The sequence below is a fragment of the Streptosporangium sp. H13245 genome (assembly GCF_055690525.1).
This window is the reverse complement of record NZ_JBSZKT010000010.1, coordinates 119,248-140,987: the sequence shown is the minus strand read 5'-3', so window position 1 is coordinate 140,987 and position 21,740 is coordinate 119,248. Positions and strand designations below refer to the sequence as shown.

At 69.8% G+C, this 21,740-nt stretch carries 18 protein-coding genes and 1 other RNA gene; 8 read left to right on the top strand and 11 right to left on the bottom strand.

Translation table 11 applies throughout. The features are described from left to right. Positions 1-221 precede the first annotated feature (221 nt). Positions 222-590, bottom strand: coding sequence for a roadblock/LC7 domain-containing protein (locus ACW9TB_RS18545; RefSeq protein ID WP_472749247.1), 369 nt, complete (start codon positions 588-590; stop codon positions 222-224). A gap of 168 nt (positions 591-758) precedes the next feature. Continuing rightward, positions 759-1,673: a hypothetical protein gene (locus ACW9TB_RS18540; protein WP_472749246.1), complete on the bottom strand. Its 915-nt coding sequence runs from the start codon at positions 1,671-1,673 to the stop codon at positions 759-761. 465 nt (positions 1,674-2,138) lie between these two features. Here ACW9TB_RS18540 and ACW9TB_RS18535 point away from each other — a divergent pair, with 465 nt between their 5' ends. Continuing rightward, positions 2,139-2,504 carry a hypothetical protein gene (locus ACW9TB_RS18535; protein WP_472749245.1) on the top strand — a complete coding sequence of 122 codons (366 nt, stop codon included), beginning with the start codon at positions 2,139-2,141 and terminating at the stop codon, positions 2,502-2,504. Between the two features lie 189 nt (positions 2,505-2,693). Here ACW9TB_RS18535 and ssrA read toward each other — a convergent pair. From ssrA to ftsE, 5 genes are all read right to left on the bottom strand, one after another. Next, positions 2,694-3,078: a transfer-messenger RNA gene (gene ssrA, locus ACW9TB_RS18530) on the bottom strand. Between the two features lie 374 nt (positions 3,079-3,452). Next, positions 3,453-5,339 carry a penicillin-binding transpeptidase domain-containing protein gene (locus tag ACW9TB_RS18525; RefSeq protein WP_472749244.1) on the bottom strand — a complete coding sequence of 629 codons (1,887 nt, stop codon included), beginning with the start codon at positions 5,337-5,339 and terminating at the stop codon, positions 3,453-3,455. A 2-nt stretch (positions 5,340-5,341) separates the two neighbouring features. Then, positions 5,342-5,809, bottom strand: a complete 468-nt coding sequence (smpB, locus tag ACW9TB_RS18520; protein ID WP_436760400.1) for an SsrA-binding protein SmpB — start codon at positions 5,807-5,809, stop codon at positions 5,342-5,344. A 160-nt stretch (positions 5,810-5,969) separates the two neighbouring features. Further along, a complete protein-coding gene (gene ftsX, locus ACW9TB_RS18515; protein WP_472749243.1) occupies positions 5,970-6,878 on the bottom strand; it encodes a permease-like cell division protein FtsX in 909 nt (302 codons plus the stop codon). Between the two features lie 31 nt (positions 6,879-6,909). Continuing rightward, entirely contained in the window at positions 6,910-7,599 is a 690-nt protein-coding gene (ftsE, locus tag ACW9TB_RS18510; protein ID WP_012888192.1) for a cell division ATP-binding protein FtsE, read from the bottom strand. Positions 7,600-7,835: 236 nt separating this feature from the next. Here ftsE and ACW9TB_RS18505 point away from each other — a divergent pair, with 236 nt between their 5' ends. Beyond that, positions 7,836-8,027, top strand: a complete 192-nt coding sequence (locus ACW9TB_RS18505) for a hypothetical protein (RefSeq protein ID WP_472749242.1) — start codon at positions 7,836-7,838, stop codon at positions 8,025-8,027. Positions 8,028-8,188: 161 nt separating this feature from the next. Here ACW9TB_RS18505 and prfB read toward each other — a convergent pair whose 3' ends face one another. Continuing rightward, complete coding sequence (prfB, locus tag ACW9TB_RS18500) at positions 8,189-9,307, bottom strand: peptide chain release factor 2 (protein WP_472749241.1); 1,119 nt, start codon at positions 9,305-9,307, stop codon at positions 8,189-8,191. A gap of 65 nt (positions 9,308-9,372) precedes the next feature. Between prfB and ACW9TB_RS18495 the strand changes: the two genes are divergently transcribed. Next, positions 9,373-10,461: a DUF8094 domain-containing protein gene (locus ACW9TB_RS18495; protein ID WP_472749240.1), complete on the top strand. Its 1,089-nt coding sequence runs from the start codon at positions 9,373-9,375 to the stop codon at positions 10,459-10,461. Positions 10,462-10,569: 108 nt separating this feature from the next. Here the strand turns inward: ACW9TB_RS18495 and ACW9TB_RS18490 are convergent, their stop codons facing one another. The 3 genes from ACW9TB_RS18490 to ACW9TB_RS18480 form a co-directional block, all read right to left on the bottom strand. Continuing rightward, positions 10,570-15,450 carry an NAD-glutamate dehydrogenase gene (locus tag ACW9TB_RS18490; protein WP_472749239.1) on the bottom strand — a complete coding sequence of 1,627 codons (4,881 nt, stop codon included), beginning with the start codon at positions 15,448-15,450 and terminating at the stop codon, positions 10,570-10,572. 559 nt (positions 15,451-16,009) lie between these two features. Beyond that, entirely contained in the window at positions 16,010-16,189 is a 180-nt protein-coding gene (locus ACW9TB_RS18485; RefSeq protein WP_472749238.1) for a zf-HC2 domain-containing protein, read from the bottom strand. 23 nt (positions 16,190-16,212) lie between these two features. Continuing rightward, entirely contained in the window at positions 16,213-16,752 is a 540-nt protein-coding gene (locus ACW9TB_RS18480; RefSeq protein WP_329090583.1) for a sigma-70 family RNA polymerase sigma factor, read from the bottom strand. Positions 16,753-16,911: 159 nt separating this feature from the next. Between ACW9TB_RS18480 and ACW9TB_RS18475 the strand changes: the two genes are divergently transcribed. The 5 genes from ACW9TB_RS18475 to ACW9TB_RS18455 all read left to right on the top strand — a co-directional run bounded on the left by ACW9TB_RS18475 (position 16,912) and on the right by ACW9TB_RS18455 (position 21,658). Continuing rightward, positions 16,912-17,043, top strand: coding sequence for a hypothetical protein (locus ACW9TB_RS18475; RefSeq protein WP_472749237.1), 132 nt, complete (start codon positions 16,912-16,914; stop codon positions 17,041-17,043). A 15-nt stretch (positions 17,044-17,058) separates the two neighbouring features. Next, on the top strand, positions 17,059-17,727 hold the full coding sequence (locus ACW9TB_RS18470; RefSeq protein WP_472749236.1) for a DUF4142 domain-containing protein: 669 nt from the start codon (positions 17,059-17,061) through the stop codon (positions 17,725-17,727). A 5-nt stretch (positions 17,728-17,732) separates the two neighbouring features. Then, positions 17,733-19,220, top strand: coding sequence for a DUF1996 domain-containing protein (locus tag ACW9TB_RS18465; RefSeq protein WP_472749235.1), 1,488 nt, complete (start codon positions 17,733-17,735; stop codon positions 19,218-19,220). Between the two features lie 144 nt (positions 19,221-19,364). Next, positions 19,365-20,204 (top strand): hypothetical protein, encoded by an 840-nt coding sequence (locus ACW9TB_RS18460; protein WP_472749234.1) that lies wholly within the window; start codon positions 19,365-19,367, stop codon positions 20,202-20,204. After that, positions 20,201-21,658, top strand: coding sequence for an NADH-ubiquinone oxidoreductase-F iron-sulfur binding region domain-containing protein (locus tag ACW9TB_RS18455; protein WP_472749233.1), 1,458 nt, complete (start codon positions 20,201-20,203; stop codon positions 21,656-21,658). Before ACW9TB_RS18460 ends, ACW9TB_RS18455 begins: the two co-directional genes overlap by 4 nt. The last annotated feature ends 82 nt before the right edge of the window (positions 21,659-21,740 follow it).

Genomic DNA, 21,740 nt, shown 5'->3' with positions numbered 1-21,740 from the left:
GGCGGACCTGCCCCGTACGACCCGCGGATCCCCCGGGTCGCGGGGCACCCCGGTCACGGCGAAACCCGTCGGGCTCGGGACGGCGACAGCGACCGGGACGGCGGCCACCCGCCGGTCAGGCCCCGGACCGCGACCACGCGCCGGTCACCCGCGAAACCGGCCAGGCCCCGGACAGCGGCGAGCGGGACGGCGACCGCGCGCCGCTCACCCGGTGGGACCCGTCAGGCCCCGGCGAGCATCACGCCCAGCCTCTCGACCGTGGGCCGGGACTCCACGTGCAGCCGGGAGACGTCCAGCCCCTCGTCGGCGAGCACGACGAGCAGCGCCTCCTGGCGGACGGCGTAGACGACGATGTATCCGCTGCGGCAGCGGGTCACCACCTCGCGAAGCTCTCCCATGCCCACCTCGTAGCCCGTCCGCTTGCCCAGGCCCAGCGTGGCGGCGGCGAGGGCGGCCAGCACCTCGGGCCTCGCCCCCTCGCTGTCGGCCGCGACGAGCAGCCCGTCCACGGACGCGACGGCCGTCTCCAGCACGCCTGCCACCCGATCCCGCAGGATCTTCAGCTCGGCGAGCACCGCTTGCTTGCTCATCACATACCTCCAGCGTGGAGACGATCCCAGGCCCGGGGGCCGGGGAGGGAAGGCGGCACGGTGCCGCGCGAGGGGTCTTTCTCGGAAGTCTGAGCGGGCCGGGCGCCGCCTCGCACACCCCGGAACGGGAAGGTGCCCGGCCAGGCCGCGACGAGGGTGTGAATGCCGTCATTCACCGGCGGGGTCGACCTCCTCCGGCTCCAGCGGAGGCATGGACCGGAGAGCGAGAAGAGGTCGGGGAAGGACAGGTCCTCCCCCGGCGGCGGCCAGCATCTCGTTGATCTTGCTGGTGCCCGGACGGCGGCGCGGCAGCTGGGAGTCCGTACTCTCGTCCGGATCCTCCACGACGAGCTCGGGAGCGGGCGCCCCCTCCCCCGCCGGGGGACCGCCGAGGTCGAGCACCCCCTCCTCGGCCATCCTGGCGACCTCGCTCATCACCGAGAACAGGCCCTTGCCCAGGACGAAGGCGATGTCGCGCGGCGTCCGGCGTCCGTTCGCCCGTTCCAGGACGGCACGGCGGATGCGGTCGGAGCCGAGCAGCGTGGGAACGGGGACGGCCGGGGGCACGGGCCTGACCCGCATGGACAGGCCCAGCCGCGACCAGGTCTCCACGTGTCCCATGCGGCGCGCGGTCTCCCGTGCCAGCCGCCCGTGACCGATCCCGGGCAGGACGGGCAGCAGCGGCTGGCGGTCGCCGGGTCCCACCGCTTCGGCGGCGCAGGACTCGACACCGTAGAGGACCATCGCGAACACCGCGTCGAAGAGCGCGGCCAGGCACACCGCCTCCAGCGCCGCCTCGCCGATGACGCCGCGCCCGGCGAGCTCGGCGGCCAGCCTGTCGGCGGGAGCACCGACCGTGTACGCGTCGGTCCAGTCCTTCTCGGACACCCTGCCCGACCGCAGCAGCAGCGACTCCGGGCCGGGGGCGACCGGTGTCGTGGCGGCCACCACGAGACCGTCCCTGACCCACAGCGCCCCTCCGGGACCGCCCTCGACGCGGAGCACACCGGAGAACCCCTCGGGCGAGCGCCGGAGAAGGAGCTTGCCGATCTCGCCCAGGACCTCCGGTCCCGTGGCGCTCACACCGTCATCCCGTGGCGGGAAGGGGAGCGGTCCACCGCTCCGCGGGACGGCATCGGCTGGGTCACGGCCGACGACGGCACAAGGTCACCTCTGGTTCTGCTCGCGGAGGCTGAGTCGTTCACGTACGGAATGTGGGTCGGCCTTCACCACCGGATGTCTCCCCCAGCTCTCCCTCGGACGCCCAGAGGGGAGACGACGCGACCGCCGCAACCCCGGACGAGCCGGGAGACGCACGGACGCGGCACACCACCCCTGACTCCGTGAACAGGACAGATCACGGGCCGGAGTGCTGGATATCTCCCCAAATGAGCCGTTCATCCGCTACTACACCATATTGCACTTCACTAACGGTAGTAGTTAAGTGTACTTTACGTATCGACAGCCACAAACTGCCTCATCTGCCTGTCCGATAGCGCCTGCCCGGCGAGACGCCGGAGCGCCCCCGCTCACCTGGGAAAGAAGCTCATGAACATCGAAACCGCCCTCAAAGAGACCATGACGATCGACGGCGCGGTCGGCGCGGCGCTGGTCGACTACGAAAGCGGCATGTGCCTCGGCACGATCGGGGGAGGACGCGAACTCGACCTGGAGGTGGCGGCCGCGGGCAACACCGACGTCGTCAGGGCCAAGGTCCGGACCCTGTCCGCGCTGAACATCCACGACTCCGTCGAGGACATTCTCATCACGCTGGCGAAGCAGTACCACATCATCAGGCTCCTGTCCGACAGCTCCGGCCACACCTTCCTCTACCTGGTGCTCGACCGCGACCGCGCCAACCTGGCCCTGGCCCGGCACCACCTCAGGCGCATCGACGCCGCACTCACCATCTAGGCGTACCCAGGCGTACGGAAACCACGGGGCGACACCACGACCAGGCGCCGCAGGGGCGGCCCCTGGTCGACGCGCGAACCCGTCCGCCGGTGAGGCCGTCCGGACAACGACAAAAGGCGGCCGGGACGGCGGTGGCGCCGAACCGACCGCCCTTCGGCGATCTGTTCCGCACGGTTCGGTGCGGAACGGGGGTGGAGGTGGCGGGAATCGAACCCGCGTCCTTCAACTCCAAGACAGGGCTTCTCCGGGTGGAGCCTGCTGTGCTTTTCTCAGCCCCGGCAATCACGCAGGCAAGTCGCCGACGGGCTCAGCCACTGTAAGATTTCCCGATCTTCCCCGTGGCCGGGTCGATCGGTTGAGCCTCCTAGCGATGCCGGATCCGGGCCGGAGGCGCTCCCGGGCCGGCAGAAGTCACTCGCTGCTTAGGCGGCGAGGGCCAGGTTGCCCTGGCTGACTTCGGAGTGCGTCTTATTGGCACTTGTTGGTCGCGGTCACAGTGTTAACGAGGTTATGTCCGCAGTCCTCGACCCGCTTCACCTGACTTGAAAAGCCAAAGTCGAAACCAGTCACCCCCTGTTGAGTTTTCAACGCGGCCCCGGGGGGCCGAGCTATCCGAAGATACCCGTTACAACACGGCTAACGCGAATCGAATTCCCGCCCGGCGCGCCACGGGGAGCCCGTCCGGCCGCACCTGACGGCATGCAAGCCAGTGCCGGGAAAACCGTACGCCTGGACGCCGAAACCCCGGGGACGCCCGCGAATCGCGTGCGTCCCCGGGGTCGACCGGCAGGGTCGAGCCGGTCCTGACGGCAGGGCTTCCCCCGAGATGAAGCCCTGACCTCATCACAGCGACCGAGTCCGCAACCCCCCAAGCGGAGCCCGGTCACTTAGAAGGACGCAAAAGAGACACTCCATGGTTGCTCAGGGTGAAAAGAATATTGCGGATAGTCACAGCCCGGCGTGGAGCCCCTGGAAGAACCGCCCGGCGATGCTCGCCCCCGCCGTGGCGTCCGAGCTCTGCGCCAGCACGGCGACGGCCACGTCCCCCTGCCACCCCACGAACCAGGCGAGCGGCTTACGGCTCTGCGCGGCGACGGCGGTGATGCCGTGGACCGGGTCGCCGAGGGCCGCGGCGGCACGCGCGGAGCCCGTGGTCACTCCGCTGCGCATGAAGGCGCGGAGGGTCTCGACCGTCTTGTCGTCCAGCTTGACCGGGTCGGGCGCCTTGGACGGCTTGGCGTCGGTCGCGGGGTCGGTCGTCTGGGGCTCGGTGACCAGGACCGGCGGGCGCCAGGTGCCCGAGGCGACGGCCCCCGCGACCAGCGCCATGGACAGCGGGCTGACCAGGACGTTCTGCCCGGTAATGGCCCTGGCGGTGGCCGCGTCGTCCTTCAGTGGCTTCATCGAGCCGCTGAAGGACCTCAGCGGGAGGCTCCAGGGCGCCCCGATGCCGAACTTCGCGGCGTCGGCCTCCAGCTCCGAGCCGTTGATCCTGCGGGCCAGCGCGGCGAGCGCGGTCACGCAGCCGGTGGCGAAGTTGGTCTGGATGGTCGGCGAGTCTCCCGCGGGCACGCCCTCCTGGTGGAACGCGGCACCCCCGACGGACCTGTCCGCCGGGCAGGCCATCCGCTGCTTCGGATCGATCTTCGCCCTGAGCATGCCCTCGACGGTCATGATCGAGAAGGCGGTCCCCGCGGGGAACCTCCCGGCGAGGGCGTGCCTCTCCTGGTTGTACGGCTCGGTGCTGGACACCGCCAGGATGTCGCCGGTCGAGGCCTGGACCGCGACCAGCATGCCGGGAGTCCCGCCCAGCAGCGCGCCGTCGGCCGCCCTCTGGTGGGAGCGGTCGAGCGTGGTCTTGACCGGCGAGGTCGAGCGGTCGGGCCGCCACTTCTTGAGCTCGGTCACCTTGAGCGTCTTGAGGTCGATGGTGATCACACGCGTGTCGGTCGAGCCGGTCAGATGCTCCTGGTACGCCCTCTGCAGACCGCCCCTGCCGACCGTGTCCCCGGCCCGCTGCGGGCCGCCGAGCTGCTGCTCGCTCTCCGCGGTGACGGCGGTGACGGTGCCGACGATCTGGGTGGGCGAGGCGGGGGCGACCGCCTGCTCCTGCGTGTCGAGGGTGAGGCCGGGGATCGCCTCCAGCTGCCCCTGCAACTGCCGGAACTTCGTACGGCTGAAGGTGACCAGCGGCACCTGGAGGTTGGGCGGCGCGGAGCGGATCCGGCTCAGCAGGCGGTCCTGCGGGAAACCAGTGATCTTGGAGAGCTTCTCGCAGAGCTCGTCCGCCTGGCCGCTCCTCAGGTTGGCCGGGACCACGCTCGCCACGTGCAGGACGGCCTTCTCCTGCAGCGGGTCGCGGTTGCGGTCGAGGATCGGCTGGCGGCCCTCGGGGGTGACCTTCACCGCGAACCGCTCCCCCTCGCGCAGCTGGGGGTGCAGGACGCTGGGCGACCAGCGCACCTTCCACTGGCCGTCGACCAGGTGGAGCGGCAGCTTGCCCTCGTACTCCCACAGGGGGTTGTTCTCCCCCAGGTCGACCTCGGCGTCGAAGTCGGCCTCGACCTCGTCCGCCGCGCGCCGCATGCTCTTGACGTTGAAGCGGAACGAGGCCGCGTCGAGCTGGAGCTTGGCGTCCTCCAGCGCCCGGCCGACCACCTTCTGGTCGCCGTCCGTGCGCCTGGCCGCGGCGGCGTAGTCGCCCGTCTGCCAGCCGACCAGGAACTCGCGCACCGCCTCGTGAGCCGAGGGCTCCTCGAAGCACGCGGACAGCATGGGAGCCGTCGCCGCCAGCGCGAGCGCCGCGGCGGTGGTTCGCCGGGCCTTGCCCCTCACGATCACCTGTTCCTGTGCCTGAGCGCGCGCGCCATCTCCCGCTTGGCCTGGTTCTCGGCCAGCGTCTGCCGCTTGTCCCAGTCTTTCTTTCCCTTGGCGAGGCCGATCTCTATCTTGGCCTTGCCGTCCTTGAAGTAGATGGCGAGCGGCACCAGGGTCAGGCCGCCCTCCTTGGTCTTGGAGACCAGCTTCTCGATCTCCTTGCGGTGGAGCAGGAGCTTGCGGGTTCGGCGCGCGGCGTGGTTGGTCCAGGTCCCCATGGTGTATTCGGGAATGTGGACGTTGATCAGCCAGGCCTCGCCGTCCTTGATGACGGCGTACCCGTCGAGGAGAGAGGCACGGCCGAGCCGCAGCGACTTGACCTCCGTACCCTGGAGCACGAGACCAGCCTCGTAGGTGTCCTCGATGTGGTAGTCGTGCCAGGCACGCTTGTTCTGGGCGATTACCTTCCGCCCGGTCTCACGTGGCATGTCTGGAGCCTACCGGTGACCGGGGCCACGGGCCGCGCCCGCGAGCGCGGGCGGGGCCTGGATCGGCGCGCGGGAACCCCGCACCCGCGGGACGGTCACGGCGTACGGGGCCCCAGGACAGGCGCACACGCAGGTCACGGCGTACGGAGCCACGGGACCGTCACACCCGCAGGTAGCGGCGGAGCGTGACGAAGGACGCCAGCACACAGATGAGCACGCCGAAGACCATGGTGACACTGATCACCGAGGCGACCGTCTCCCAGGACAGCTGGCTGTTGGGAGAGAGGTAGAGCTGCACCCCGTCGAAGAGGAAGACCTTGCTGACGATCAGCAGCATCGCGGCCAGCACACCGCCGATCAGGCCGGCGATCACGCCCTCCATCACGAACGGCAGCTGGATGTAGAGGTTGGAGGCCCCCACCAGCCGCATGATGCCGGTCTCACGCCTGCGGTTGTACGCCGAGAGCCTGACGGTGTTGCCGATCAGGAGCGTGGCCGCGAAGACCAGGATGATCGCCACCACCAGGGCCGCCCAGCGGAGCTTCTCCAGCAGCCCGAAGAACTTCTCCAGGAGCTCCTTCTGGTTGACCACGTTGGAGACCCCCGCGGCGCCCTTGACCGCCTCGATCACCGGCGCGTAGGCCTCGGGGTCCTTGAGCTTGACCCGCAGCGACTCGGGCATGTCCTCGACCTGGATGGCGGAGAGCAGCACGGTGTTGTTGGCGTTCTGGGCCCGGAAGTTCTTGTAGGCCTCGGCCGCGTTCTCCACGGTGACCGCCTCGACCTGGGGCATCGCCTCGATGGTCGACTTCAGCTCGGCCTGTTCCTGGGGATTGACGCCACCGCTGCCCTTGCACTGCGGGAAGGGATCGTTCTTCTTGCACAGGAAGACCGAGACCTCGACCTTGTCCGCCCAGAAGTCCTTCATGCTGGAGATCTGAGAGTTGATCATCAGACCAACGCCCAGCAACGCCATGCCGATCGCCACGGTCACGATGACCGCGATGGTCATCGTGAGGTTGCGGCGGAGGCCGATCCAGACCTCGGAGAAGATGAAGTTTGCCCGCATGCTCTTCCTGTCGCTCTATCCGGTCCTGGTGTCAGTACGCCTGGCCGTACACGCCTCGCGACTGGTCACGGACGATCTTGCCGTCCTCCAGTTCCACCACCCGCTTGCGCATGGAGTCGACGATGGCCGCGTCGTGCGTGGCCATGACGACCGTGGTGCCGGTCCGGTTGATCCGGTCGAGCACCTTCATGATGCCGATGCTCGTCGCGGGGTCGATGTTTCCGGTCGGCTCGTCGGCCAGCAGGATCATCGGCCGGTTGACGAACGCACGGGCCATAGCGACCCGCTGCTGCTCGCCACCGGACAACTCGTCGGGCATCCGGTGTGCCTTGCCCTCAAGGCCGACCAGTTCGACGACCTCCGGGACCACCTTACGGATGAAACGCCGGGGCTTGCCGATGACCTCCAGAGCGAACGCGACATTTTCATACACGTTCTTGTTCGGGAGCAGCCGGAAGTCCTGGAAGACACATCCGATCCGGCGGCGCAGGTGCGGGATCTTGAAGTTGGACAGTCGGGCGAGGTCCTTGCCGGCCACGTGGATCGCGCCCGAGTTGGGGCGCTCCTCCTTCAGGACCAGCCGGAGAAAGGTCGACTTCCCGGACCCCGAGGGGCCGACGAGGAACACGAACTCGCCCTTGTCGACATCGACGCTGACGTGGTCCAGCGCGGGCCGGTTCTGGTTCGCGTAGACCTTGGTGACATTATCAAAATGGATCACGGGCGCATCACGGCATGCCAGTCTAGGGGTTAGGACGGTCGCAGGAGTGGCAGAGGGCCACTTCCGCCTCTCGCCGGCCGGGGGGCGCCGGTCTTTTACTCTCGATCGACGTTCCGGTTGGCCGGAGCCCAGTCTAGGGGGAAGACTGGCATGGAAAGCCCATAACGGAAACAAAACGATTCGGCGCCCGGTAACGACCGCATAAAGTAGTTCTGACCTCGAAGAGGGAGGACGTCATGAGCTGTGAAGACCTGGTCTGCGCGGGGTGCGCTCACCCCGTGGCCGAAGGCCGCTGCCCACGCTGCCGCGCGTACCGCGAGCGGATGCACCAGAACGCCTTCGGGAACATGACCCCCGCGCTCGTCTCGCTGGCACTGATCGCGCTCTTCTTCCTCAGCCTCGCCCTGAAGCACCTCAGCGGCGCCTGACCGCCCTCCCGGGCCCCTCCCGGGGCTCGCGGGACGGTCACGGAGGAAAACCGCCTCACGGGCGCCCGCAGGCGTCCGTGAGCGAGGCCCGCGGAGACCCGGGGACGGGTTCCGTGAGCCCGGGGCCCGCGAAGGCGCGGGAGACGGATGTGGAGACGGGCCTACTCGTCGACGCCCGACTCCTGGCGGCGGGTCCAGCGGATCTCGGCCTCGATGAAGCTGTCCAGGTCGCCGTCGAGCACCCCGCTCGGGTTGCCCTCCTCGGCGCCCGTCCGCAGGTCCTTCACGATCTGGTACGGGTGGAGCACGTAGTTACGGATCTGGGTGCCCCACGACGTGGTCGACTCGCCCCGGATCTCGTTCAGCGCCGCCTTCTCCTCCTGGCGCTTGCGCTCCAGCAGCTTGGCCTGGAGCACCGCCATCGCGGTCGCCTTGTTCTGCAGCTGCGAGCGCTCGTTCTGGCAGGAGACCACGATGCCCGTGGGCAGGTGGGTCAGGCGGACCGCGGAGTCGGTCGTGTTGACGCCCTGGCCGCCGGGGCCCGAGGAGCGGTAGACGTCGACGCGCAGGTCGTCCTCGTTGATGTCGATGTGGTCGGTCGTCTCGACGACCGGCACCACGTCGACGCCCGCGAAGGAGGTCTGGCGGCGGCCCTGGTTGTCGAACGGGCTGATGCGGACCAGCCGGTGGGTGCCGTGCTCGCCGCGGAGCGTGCCGTACGCGTAGGGGGCCTTGACCGTGAAGGTCGTCGACTTGATGCCCGCCTCCTCCGCGTAGGAGGTCTCGTAGACGTCGGTCGGGTAGCCCTTGCGCTCGGCCCACCGCAGATACATCCGCTGGAGCATCTGGGCCCAGTCGGCGGCGTCCACGCCACCCGCCTGTGACTGGATCGTGACGACCGCCTCGCGGGCGTCGTACTCGCCGGACAGGAGGGTGCGGACCTCCAGGGCGCCGATGTCGCTCTTCAGGGACTCCAGCTCGCGGTCGGCCTCCTCCCGCGTGTCGTCGTCCCCCTCGTCGGAGGCCAGCTCGTAGAGGACGGAGAGGTCGTCCAGCCGCCGCCCCAGCGACTCGATCCTGTTGACCTCGCCCTGGAGGTAGGAGAGCCTGCTGGTGACCTTCTGCGCGCGATCCTGGTCGTTCCACAGGTCGGGCGCGGCGGCCTGATCCTCCAGCTCCTCGATCTGCTTGCGCATCGCGCCAAGGTCGAGCACGTCCTGGATGCTGTTCAGCGTCCCGGTAAGCTCGTTGATCTGTTCTGCCGGATCGATGAGTGCCACGTCTGTAAAGGGTACGCGACCTCCGAACCCCATCGTGTACGGCGCGCTCCCCCACCATGGCTAGCATGGCCCGCATCGGGGAGCATCGGGAGGTGGACGTGCGCGAACACGGGCGACGTGGTGTGCTCGCACTCGCGCTGGCGTTGGTCGCCGTGATCACCGCGACCGCGGCGTGCTCCGGTTCCGGCGACGTCCGGCCGGAGCGGAGCCCCCTGGCCGGAGGCGCCACGCCGACCGCCCGGCCCTCGACGGCTCCCCCGCCGCCGCCGGTCACGCTCGCCGAGGCGGCGAAGGCGCTGGCGGGCGTCGTGGGCGCCGACGGGGTACTGGGGGCGGCGAAGCCGCACCTGGACGCCGACCGCAAGCTCATGCTGGCCCAGACCCGCGACGGGCAGCAGGCCCTCAGCGCGGCGGCCTTCAACGGCTCCGCCGGGGCCCTCCCCCACTACACGTGGGGCACTCCCCGGCTGCTGGTCCCGCGCGACCAGGCGGGCCCGCTCTGGTTCGCCGCGTTCGTGGACCGCGAGGAGTCCTCGGGCAGGGTCCGCACCGCCGTGCTGACCCTGATGCGGCAGGGCGGCGCGGACTGGCAGATCAGCTCGACCTCGCTGCTCGACGAGGGCGTACGGCCCCCCGAGGTCGTCCTGGACGCGGAGGGGTACGCGACGGCGCTGGGCGAGGAGGACACGACGGTGGCGATCAGCCCTCGGCTGATGGCCCCGCTGCACGCGACCTCGGCCGAGGAGGAGAAGGGGATCGCGGCGAAGCTGATCGAGGAGGGCCCGCACACCACCGGCTTCGCCAACGAGATCACCGAGAGGCGCAGGGCCGAGAAGACCAACTGCCTGGGCTACGACTCGATCTTCGCCGCGAGCGACTACCCGGTGCACGCGCTGCGCACCGCCGACGGCGGCGCGATGGTCCTCTACTCCCTGATCAGGACGACGACACGGACGATCAGGATCACCCCGTGCGGGTCGGACATCCCGATCCCGCCCGAGGCGAGGAAGCTGACGAGGGAGCCATTCATCCTCAAGGAGCTGCGCATGGTGGAGACGCAGCTGTACGTGAGCACGGTCCCCGCCAAGAGCAGCGGCCGTCCGGCCAAGGTCATCGGCTACCTCGGCGGTCTCACCAAGGTCACCGTGAACTAGCCGGAGCCGGAACCGGTCCTTCCAGCGCCCCTCGTGCGGAGCGCACGGCCCCGGAGACCCGGACCGCCCTGGCCGCGCGACGCATCGCGCGGCCGGGCGGGGGGCGGGTCAGGCGTCGGCGTGCGGGAGGTTGATGGTGGCCACCAGCGTGCGGATCGCGCGCAGCGCCACCGACAGGGTCGCGAGGTCGAAGTTGTCGCTCTCCCAGATCTCCGACAGGGTCTGCCGCGCCCGCGAGACCGCCGCCGAGTTGGCCTCGGTCCAGCGGGCCAGGCGCTCCTCTGGCGACAGTCCCGGCGTGCTGTGCGTCAGGACGTCGTGGGTGAGCGCGGCGTGCGCGGCGTAGAGGTCGTCGCGGAGCGCGGCCCGCGCCATGGAGTTCCAGCGGCTGTCCCTGGGCAGCGCGACGACGCGCTCGCGCAGCCTGGAGAGCTGGAGCCGGTCGGCGAGGTCGAAGTAGACCTCGGCGACGTCGTGAACGGGGCGGCCGGTGCGTGAGGCCACCTCGACCAGGTCGAACGTGGAGTAGGCGGGCACCATCGCGGCGACGCGCTCGGCCAGCTCGGCCGGGACGCCCCGGGAGACGAAGCCGTCGCGCCGCTCCTCGAACGCGGACAGGTCGGACCCGGTCAGCAGCTTGGGCAGGTGCGGCAGCAGCCCGTTCATGCCCTTGGCGAAGAAGCCGACGGTGGAGGCCAGGTCCAGCGGCGGGCGCCGGTTGCCCAGCAGCCAGCGGGTGCCCCGCTCGACGAGCTTGCGGGCCTCCAGCTCCATCGCGATCTGGGTGGAGGTGTCGACCTTGTTGTCCAGCTCCTCGATCTGGCGCCAGAGGCTGGGCATGTCGAAGACCTCCCGCGTGACCAGGTAGGCGCGGGCGATGTCGGGGCTGGACGCGCCGCTCTCCTCGCCGAGGCGGAACATGAAGGTGGTCCCGCTGGAGTTGACCAGGTCGTTCACCACACCGGTGGTGATGATCTCCCTGCGGAGCGGGTGGGTGTCCATGTAGGTGCGGAGCGCGGGGTCGCGCAGCGCCGAGGGGAAGTAGGACACCAGCCAGGAGGCCAGGTAGGGGTCGTCGGGCAGGTCGGAGGCGAGGATCTCGGCGTCGGTCACCAGCTTGGTGTAGGCGAGCAGCACCGAGAACTCCGGCGCGGTCAGCCCGAGCCGGGCCTGGCGGCGTTCGGCGAGCATCTTGTCCGAGGGCAGGAACTCCAGCTCCCGGTTGAGCAGCCCGGCCCGCTCCAGCCTGCGCAGCTGGCGCGAGTGGATGTGCAGCATGTCGGGGGCCTGCGCGCGGGCGGCGGCGAGCACCACGTTCTGGTCGTAGTTGTCGCGCAGGACGAGCCCGGCCACCTCGTCGGTCATGTCGAGGAAGAGCTGGTTGCGCTGCTTGTCGGTGAGCTCCCCGTCGCGGACGGCCCGGTCCAGCAGGATCTTGATGTTGACCTCGTGGTCGGAGGTGTCCACCCCGGCGGAGTTGTCGATGAAGTCGGTGTTGACCAGGCCGCCGTTGAGCGCGAACTCGATCCGGGCGAGCTGGGTGAAGCCCAGGTTGCCGCCCTCGCCGATCACCTTGCAGCGCAGCTCGGCGGCGGTGACCCGCAGGCCGTCGTTGGCCTTGTCGCCGACGTCGGCGTTGGACTCGCTCGACGCCCTGACGTAGGTGCCGATGCCGCCGTTCCACAGCAGGTCGACCGGGGCCCGCAGGATGGCGCTGATCAGGTCGGCCGGGGACAGGGACGTCACGTCGCCGTCGATGCCGAGCGCGGCGCGCGCCTGCGCGGAGACGGGGATCGACTTGGCCGTACGGGGCCAGACGCCGCCGCCCTTGGAGATGAGCGAGGCGTCGTAGTCCTCCCAGGAGCTGCGGGGCAGCGCGAACAGGCGGGCGCGCTCGGCGTAGCCCCTGGCGACGTCCGGCTGGGGGTCGAGGAAGACGTGCCGGTGGTCGAACGCCGCGACCAGCCGGATGTGCTGGGAGAGCAGCATGCCGTTGCCGAACACGTCACCGGACATGTCGCCGATCCCGGCCACGGTGAAGTCGGTGCTCTGGATGTCGACGCCGGTCGTGCGGAAGTGGTACTTGACCGACTCCCAGGCGCCCCTGGCGGTGATGCCCATGGCCTTGTGGTCGTAGCCGATCGAGCCGCCGGAGGCGAAGGCGTCGCCCAGCCAGAAGCCGTACTCCTTGGCCACGGCGTTGGCGATGTCGGAGAACGTCGCGGTGCCCTTGTCGGCGGCGACCACCAGGTAGGTGTCGTCGCCGTCGTGCCTGACGACGTCGGCGGGCGGGACCACCTCGCCGTCGACGAGGTTGTCGGTGAGGTCGAGCAGGCCGGAGATGAACATCCGGTAGCAGGCGATGCCCTCGACGAGGGTGTCCTCCCGCGACCCCGACTTTGGCGGATTTTTTACGACAAAGCCGCCCTTGGAGCCGGTGGGGACGATGACGGTGTTTTTCACCATCTGTGCCTTCACCAGCCCGAGCACCTCCGTACGGAAGTCCTCCATCCGGTCCGACCAGCGCAGCCCGCCCCGCGCGACCTTGCCGAAGCGCAGGTGCACGCCCTCGACCCTGGGCGAGTAGACGAACACCTCGAACTTGGGCCGGGGCAGCGGCAGCACGCCGATCGACGGCGAGTCGAGCTTCAGGCTGACGTACGGCTTGCGCTCGCCGTCCGCCCGCTGGAAGTAGTTGGTCCGCAGGGTGGCCCCGATCATCTCCAGGTAGGCCCGCAGGATCCGGTCCTCGTCCAGCGAGGCCACCTCGTCCAGGGCGCCGAGGATCTCCTCGTGCAGCGCGTCGGACAGGTCGGAGCGGACCTCGGCCGGGCGCCGGGGGTTGAGCCTGGCCTCGAACAGGCGCACCAGCAGCCGGGCGAGCCGCACGTTGCCCATCAGCACCCGCTCGATGTACTCCTGGCTGAACGTGGTGCCCGCCTGGCGCAGATACTTGGCGTACACGCGCAGGATCTCGGCCTGCTCCCAGGTCAGCCCGGCGGCCAGGACGAGCCCGTTGAACCCGTCGCTCTCCACCCGCCCGGCCCACAGGGCGCCGAACGCGTCCTGGAAGAGCCGCTTGAACTCGTCCCTGTCGACCTCGGGCGAGGGCGTGTAGCGCAGGCCGAAGTCGTAGATCCAGGCGTCCTTGGTGGCCGGGTCACCGTCGCGGTCGACCTCGTACGGCCGCTCGTCGACCACCTCCACGCCCATCCGCTGGAGCAGCGGCAGCACGCGCGACAGGGAGACGGGCGCGCCGAGGCGGTAGAGCTTGAAGCGGCGCTCGCCCTCCGGGGCGTCGTACGGCTCGTAGAGGTTCATCCCGATCTCGTCGGTGGAGGCGGCCAGCGCCTCCAGGCGGCGCAGGTCGGCGACCGCCATCCGGGCGGGGAAGTCGGCCTTGTACCCCTCGGGGAACGCCGGGGCGTAGCGGCGGACGAGCTTGGGCACCTCGTCCTCGGGGCTCAGCTCGGTGATCGCGGCGACCAGGTCGTCCTCCCAGGACCTGGTGGCGGCGGCCAGCCTCGCCTCCAGCTCCTCGACGTTCACCGTGTCGGCGCGCAGCGGCCTGCCGCGCTCGCCGCGCACGACCACGTGCAGCCTGGCGAGGGCCGACTCCCCGATCATCGCGCTGTAGTCGAAGGAGGTGGCGCCGAGCGCCTTGAGCAGGATGTCCTGCATCTTGATGCGGATCTTGGTGGTGTAGCGGTCGCGCGGGAGGTAGACCAGGCACGAGACGTAGCGGCCGTAGTCGTCCGGGCGCAGGAAGACCTTAACCTGCTTGCGCTCGCGGAGCCTGAGCACGCCCAGGGCGATCGGCAGCAGCTGTTCCACGGAGGTCTGGAAGAGCTCGTCCCTGGGGAAGGTCTCCAGGATCTCGATGAGGTCCTTGCCGTCGTGGCTGTCGGCGGTCAGCCCGGCGAGCACGAGCACCTCGGCCAGCTTGCGCCGGAGCACCGGGACGCGCGAGATCGACTCGCTGTAGGCCACGTGGGTGAAGAGGCCGAGGAAGCGCCGCTCGCCGACGACCTCGCCCGAGGCGTCGAAGAGCTTGACGCCCACGTAGTCGAGGTAGGCGGAGCGGTGGACGGTGGCGCGGGTGTTGGCCTTGGTGACGATCAGCATCTGCTGCTTCTCGCGGGCCTTGGCGCGCAGCTCGGGCGGGAGCGCGGCGAAGCTGCCGGAGTCGGCGCTGTCGCTGCGCAGGATGCCCAGCCCGGTCCCGGGGATCGGGTGCAGCCTGTCGCCCTCCTCGCCCTCCTCCAGGCGGTACTCGCGGTAGCCGAGGAAGGTGAAGTGCCCGTCGGCCAGCCAGCGCAGCAGCTCCAGGCTGTCCTCCACCCCGGCGGGGGCGAGGGGCGGCGGGTTGGCCGAGACGTCCTCGGCGGTCCGCAGGGCGAGGGTCCGCATCTTGACGAAGTCCTCGACGGCGCCGCGCACGTCCTCCAGGACGCGCTGCAGGTCGGTCTCGATCGCCCTGAGCGCGGCCTGGTCGCCCTGCCTGTCGATCTCGAAGTGCATCCACGACTCGGCGAGCACCTGCCCGGTGACGTCCTCCTCGTCGCGCCCGAGCAGCTTGCCCGTCATGTCCCTGCGCACGCGCATCTGCGGGTGGACGACCAGGTGGGTGCCGATGTCGTGCCGGTCGAACTCCATGGTCACCGAGTCGACGAGGAAGGGCATGTCGTCGGTGACGATCTCCACGACGGAGAACCCGGGGTCCCAGCCGTGCTCCTCCAGGGTGGGCGTGTAGGCCCGCACCAGGGCACGGCCCTGGGGGCGCCGCTCGGCGAGCTGCCGCTGGGTCATCGCCGGACCGTACACGTCGACCGGGTCGCGGCCGAGCAGGTCCTCCGGGGCGACATGCCGGTAGTAGAGCCGCAGGAAGGCGAGCGCCTCCTCCACGCCCACGTGATCACTGCCCGGTGTGTGCGCGCACGTCTCCGCGGCACTCCTCAGCAGCTCGTCCTTGGCCTCGTCGAGCGGCATGTCGCTCTCACTCCTTTGTGAGGGGTTTTGCATAGTTAGATGAGGATCCATGGTGGATCTCACGATTCCCGCGGAGATGGTTCCCGGCGGAGAGGAAGTGATGTCGCCCGCGCCCTGCGGGATGCGGCGCGCTCGCCCGGCCGTCCGTTCCCGGCCACGGTCAGCTCCCCGGGGATCGGGGCGCGAAACGCCCACCACGGGGTGATCGTCGTGTCATGGGTGATCGGGATCTCGGCCAGGCGCCCCGGTTCGTCTTGGGAACCGCGGTCTCTCGCCGCTGCCGGCGGGGAACGGAAGGCTCCTGGTCGGAGACGGCGGGTTCTCCCTGCGGGATGGCGGTAGGGCAATCATCCCACAGGGTCGCCTCGGAACGGCTACGGCGCCTCCGGGCGAGTCTGGGCTCGCTCCGGGCACCTCGCCCGGCGGGCGGGGCCGTCCGGCCCGCACTCCGCCCATCGGGCATGGCCCGCGGCACGACACCTCCAGTGGCCGTCTGTCCCGATCCTCGTTGACCGGGACACACCACCGTTCCTGATATCACCCCAAAAGCGGTTAAACGTCAATGTGGAGTCCGGTCATCGTCCAGGGCATTGGAGCGGTCCCGCTTCACCACATCGAGGAGTCCGGGAACCTCACTGAGTTCCCGGAGCTCGATCTGGCACTCCTCGCAGGTCATGAGATGGCTTTGGAACGCCTCGTGGTCCTCTTCGTCGAGCACCCCGAGCGCGTACGCCGCCACGTCATGATGCGGGGAGGGCAACATCAGCTCGCGACACCTCTCTCCTTCAGGACCTTTCGGAGAGCCCGGATTCCGTAGTAGAGCCGGGACTTGACCGTACCCGGCGGGATCCCGAGGATCTCCGCCGCTTCGTTAATCGTACGGTCCCGTAGGTAAGTCTGCTCGATGACTTCGCGGTGTTCTGGGGACAGTTCTCGCAACGCCTCGGCGACGATCATCGCCTCCAGCGCGCGATCGGCCCCGTCGGGAACGGGCACAGCGTTCGCGTCGGCGGGTTCGACCTCCTGTGGTCTCGTCCCTCGCCTGCGACGACCGTCGATGACGATACGGCGGGCGACGGTCAGGAGCCAGGCCCACAACAGGCCGGGCTCTCGTTGCAACCTCCCTGCGTTACGCCAGGCTCGGACGAGCGTCTCCTGGACGACGTCCTCTGCCCATTGCAGATCGTTACCGGTGGCCTTACGCACATGGCGGAGCAGGGGTACACCGAACTCCCGGTACAGATCTTCTACCAGGAGGACATCGGTGTCCGCGCTCTCGAACCGACTGTCGAGTTGACGCACGGGCACATCTTTACACCTTCGTTATGTGTCCCGTCTGCAACTCTGGCAACTCCAGTCATTTCTAACTATCTCATCACTTCTCGTGAACCACCCCGGGCGGCGCCGCGTACCTCCCACCAAGTGCGCCCGCACCGGCGGGCCTCGGGGAAAGGAAACGACATGGCAGTGCGGCACATTCCGTGGCCGGTCGGAGCTGTCCTCCTCCTCACGCACCCGGCCCCGTACGGGCCGGGCGGCACGTTCGCCACCGCGCCGGGCGCCGAGATGGCCCTGGTAGCGGCCAGTCTCTGAGAGCGGAATCGGGCCATGTTCAGATCACTGTTCCGCCGCTTCAAGAACGGCGAACCCCTGCTGTTCGGGGTCTTCATCGCGATCGCCGCCGTGGCGGTCGTCCTGATCACCCCGCCCGGCGGCGGGGCGGCCGCGCAGGGCTGGGTCCAGACCCCTCAGGGGCCGCTGGGCGCGGCCGACCGCGATCTGCTGGTCAAGGTCCGTCTGGCCGGTCTCTGGGAGATTCCCAGCGGTCAGCAGGCCCAGCAGAAGGCCGCGAGCAAACGGGTGAAGGAGGTCGGCATGCACCTGATGACCGACCATCTCAAGCTCGACGAGCAGGTTCGCGCCCTCGCGGCGAAGCTGAACGTGCCGCTGCCCGACCAGCCCAACGCCGACCAGCAGGGCTGGATGGCGCAGCTGGCGGCGGTGAAGCCCGGCGCGGAGTACGACCTCCTGTTCGCCAAACTGCTGCGGGCGGCCCACGGAAAGGTCTTCGGGGTGGTCGCCGGCGTACGGTCCGGCACCCGTAACGACCTGGTCAGGGCATTCGCCCAGCGGGCGGTCGAGGTGGTCATGAAGCACATGACCCTGCTGGAGAGCACCGGACTCGTCGACTACTCGGAACTGCCCGAGCCTCCGATGCCCTCCCCGCCGCCGCCCGTCTCCGCTCTCGACACACCTGTCAGGAGAGAAATCGCTTGAAAATCATGAAACGCTCGCTCGTCTCCCTGTCTGCGCTGGCGCTGGCCGCCAGCACGCTCACCACCGTCACGTTCACGGTGGCGGTCACGACTCCCGCCTACGGTGACCACTGCGACCCCGCCGAGCAGCCGGCCCAGAACCAGCGAAGCCAGCAGGACCAGAACCAGCAGGGTCAGCAGAACCAGGACCAGCCCGCGCAGGACGCTCCCGCGCAGGACCAACCGGCTCAGGACCAACCGGCTCAGGATCAGCCCGCGCAGGACGCTCCCGCCCAGGACCAACCGGCTCAGGACGCTCCCGCTCAGGACCAGCCCGCCCAGGACCAGCCCGCCGACGCGCCTCCCGCGGGCGGCAGCCTCATCCAGGCGTCTCCCACGGAGCCGGCCGCCCCCGACGCGCCCGCCGACCAGCAGGCCCCGGCCCAGGACAACGCCGACAACGCCGGTAACCCCGACAACGCGGGCGACAACGGCAACGCCGACGACAACGCCCGCCGCAGGCCCACCCAGGCACCCTCACAGAGCCCCACCAACGCTCCGCCGACCGACCAGCCCGCCGACCCGCCCGCGGAGACGCCGGCGCCCAGCGAGACGCCCGCTCCCCCGCAGGACGACGAGGAGGCCGAGTGCGCCGACCTCGGGCCGTTCCCCGAGGACTTCATCGACATCCGGCAGGTCCAGCGGAACGTCCAGGAGGTCAGGCCGAGGCGCAGCGGCTCCGCGGGCCTCTTCACCTCCCGCTGTGGCACGAACAGGAACGGCCACCGCAACTCCGACAACTTCATCGTGGCCCCCGGCGTGACCAACGGCGCCCACCACATCCACGACTACGTCGGCAACCTGTCGACCGACGGGTTCTCCACGGACCAGTCCCTGGCCGCCGCGGGCACCACGTGCGCGCTCAACGACCGCTCGACCTACTTCTGGCCGGTCCTGCGTGACCGTACGAGCGACGCCAACGTCAACGACCCGGACGGCAACGTCGGCACCATCCTGCAGGCCCGCCAGGTGAGCCTGCAGTTCCGCGGGAACGCGGTCTCCAGGGTGAGCGCGATGCCGCGCTTCATCAGGATGATCACCGGTGACGCCAAGGCCGCCACCAACGGCGGCGCGAACGCCCTCGCCAAGTGGACCTGCACCGGGTTCACCAACCGGATCACCACCAAGTACCCGCTCTGCCCGCGCAACAGCCAGCTCGTCCGGATCCTGGACTTCCCCAGCTGCTGGGACGGCCAGAACACCGACAGCGCCAACCACCGCACGCACGTGCTGTTCCCCGACGCGAACGGCGCCTGCCCGTCCGGCACCAAGGCCATCCCGCAGCTGCGGATGACCTTGACCTACTCCACTCCGCGCACGGCGTCCTTCGCGCTGGACGCCTTCCCCGAGCAACGGCACAACCCCGTAACCGACCACGCCGACTTCGCCAACGTGATGCCCGACCGGCTCATGAGGCTCGTCGTCGACTGCATCAACAGGAACCGTCGCTGCTGACGGCCCCCTTCCGAGACCGCCGCTTCCCGTCTCCGCGCCTCTTCCACATCCCCGCGGAGACGGGGGGCGGCATCTCGCGATATCAGAGTCCTTCACCCTCGTACGCAGACGGCGTTCGAGCCGCTTCGCAGACAGGAGCCATAGGTGGGTAACAGACGGACTCCGAGACACACCCGGTCGGAGGCCGGGATCAGTCTCGACCAGAGGCCCGCCAGGATCGGCCTCGGTGTCACGATCACCATCTCCGTGGTCGGCCTTCTCATCCTCGGGCGGACAACGCCCGGTATGGAGGCGGCAGCCACCATCCGTGGCATTTTCTCGTTCTTCTCGGGCGTGATCGCCCTCGTGTCGCTCACCGCGACCGTGGCGCTCGGCCTGCTCTCCGCCGACCGGATCGTGCTGCCCGTCCTGGGCAGGATCCGGTCGCAGCTCGTCCACCGGGCCGCCGCCATGCTCGGCATGGGCTTCCTCGCCATCCACGTCATCATGAAGATCATTGAAAGCAGGACCTCTCTCGCGTCGGTCGTGGTCCCGCTGGGCGCGAGCGGCCAGAGCCTGTACGTCGGATTCGGCGCCATCGCCTCCGACCTGATGATCGTCGTCTTCCTCACCGGGGTCGCCCGGGCCAGGTTCGCGGAGAACCGCAGGCCGTGGCTCTGGCGCATGCTGCACGGCTCCGCCTACCTGGCGTGGCCGATGGCGGTCCTGCACGGGCTGACCGCGGGCCGCGCGCCCGCCGAGTGGGTGACCTGGAGCTACGTGGTCTGCCTGGTCGCGGTGGGAGCCGCCCTGCTGATCAGGGTGATCTCCGAGCTGCAGCCCAAGCCGATCATCGTGCGCGAGGAGATGCCGGTGGCGGTGCCCGTCGCCGCGGATCTGAACCCGCCCACGAGCATCACGCCGCCCACGAGCATCGTCGGCCGCATCCCGCGCATCGTCCGCGAGGAGCAGCCTGAGCTTCGCCGTATCGGAGATGTCGGATGATTCCCTACCGCGTTCCCCCCGTTCGCCAGCTGGGACCCGCCAGGCTGACCGCCGGGCTTGAGGACTGCCGCAGGATGGACCTCGCCGAACACCGCGACATGCACGGCACGGCACCGGGCATGTCCGGCGAGGAGCTGGCCGCGCTCGCCGACGAGGTGGACATGCGCGGCCGGGGCGGGGCCGCGTTCCCCTTCGCCCGCAAGGTCCGCGCGGTGATGGACAAGAAGGCGGAGAAGGTCGTCCTGGTCAACGCGGCCGAGGGCGAGCCCGCGAGCAGCAAGGACACGATGCTGCTCACCAGGACCCCGCACCTGGTCATCGAGGGCGCGCTGCTCGCGGCGGGCGCGATCGGCGCCAAGCAGGTCGTGATCGCGACCGTCGAGGGCGGCATGGGCCAGGCGTCCGTGGCCGCCGCGGTCGAGGAGCGGGGCATCAGCGACCAGGTCAGGGTGGTCGGCATCGTCGAGAGGTTCATCTCCGGCGAGGGCGGTGCCCTGGTCCGTTCGGTGAACGGCCTGGTCGGGGAGCCGCCGGGCCGCAAGGTCAGGGCCGTGGAGAGCGGCGTGAACGGGCTGCCCACCCTGCTGTCCAACGCCGAGACGTACGCCCAGCTCGCGGTCCTCGCGACCCTGGGCGCGGAGCGGTACGCCGACGTCGGCACGGCGCGCGAGCCGGGGACGGTCCTGCTCACCGTGGGAGGCTCCGCCAAGGCCCCGGCCGTGGTCGAGGTCGCGACCGGCACCCCGCTGTACGCCGTCCTGGACGCCTGCCAGGCCTCCACCGGCGACGGGGTGCTGGTCGGCGGCTACCACGGCGCGTGGCTCCACGCGGACGCCGCGGCCGTGGCGACCGTCTCCCGCCAGGGCATCTCGGAGGCGGGCGGCCAGCTCGGCGCCGGGATCATCGTGCCGCTCGGCGGGGAGACCTGCCCGCTGGGCGAGACGGTCAGGGTCGCGAAGTATCTCGCCGCCCAGTCGTCGGGACAGTGCGGCCCCTGCCGGCTCGGGCTCCCGGACGTCGCGCAGTCGATGGCCGAGCTCGTGAACGGGTCGGCCTCCGCCCTGGACGAGCTGCGGAGCAGGGCCGCGAGCGTCAAGGGCAGGGGCGCGTGCTTCCACCCCGACGGAACGTCCAGGTTCGTGCTGTCGGCGCTGGACGCCTTCCCCGAGGACATCGAGGAACACCTCCTGCGCGGCAGCTGCGGGCGCCCGGTGCTCGGCGTGCTCCCCCTGCCCCCGCAGGAGAACGAGCCCGAGGTGAAGCTCACCGTGGACTGGACCCGCTGCCAGGGGCACGGCCTGTGCGCGCAGCTCGCCCCCGACCTCGTCCACCTCGACGAGCACGGCTACCCGGTGTTCAGCCGCGACACCGTACCCACCCAGTTCCGGCGGATGGCCCGCAGGGCCGTCGAGATGTGCCCGGCGCTCGCGCTGCGCGTGGCGCAGGAGGCATGAGTCATTGTTTTTCCCGCTTTTCTCGTCAGGGGTGATGTGAATGTGACCAACCAGAAGGGCAGTGCGGTCGTCCTACCGGTCA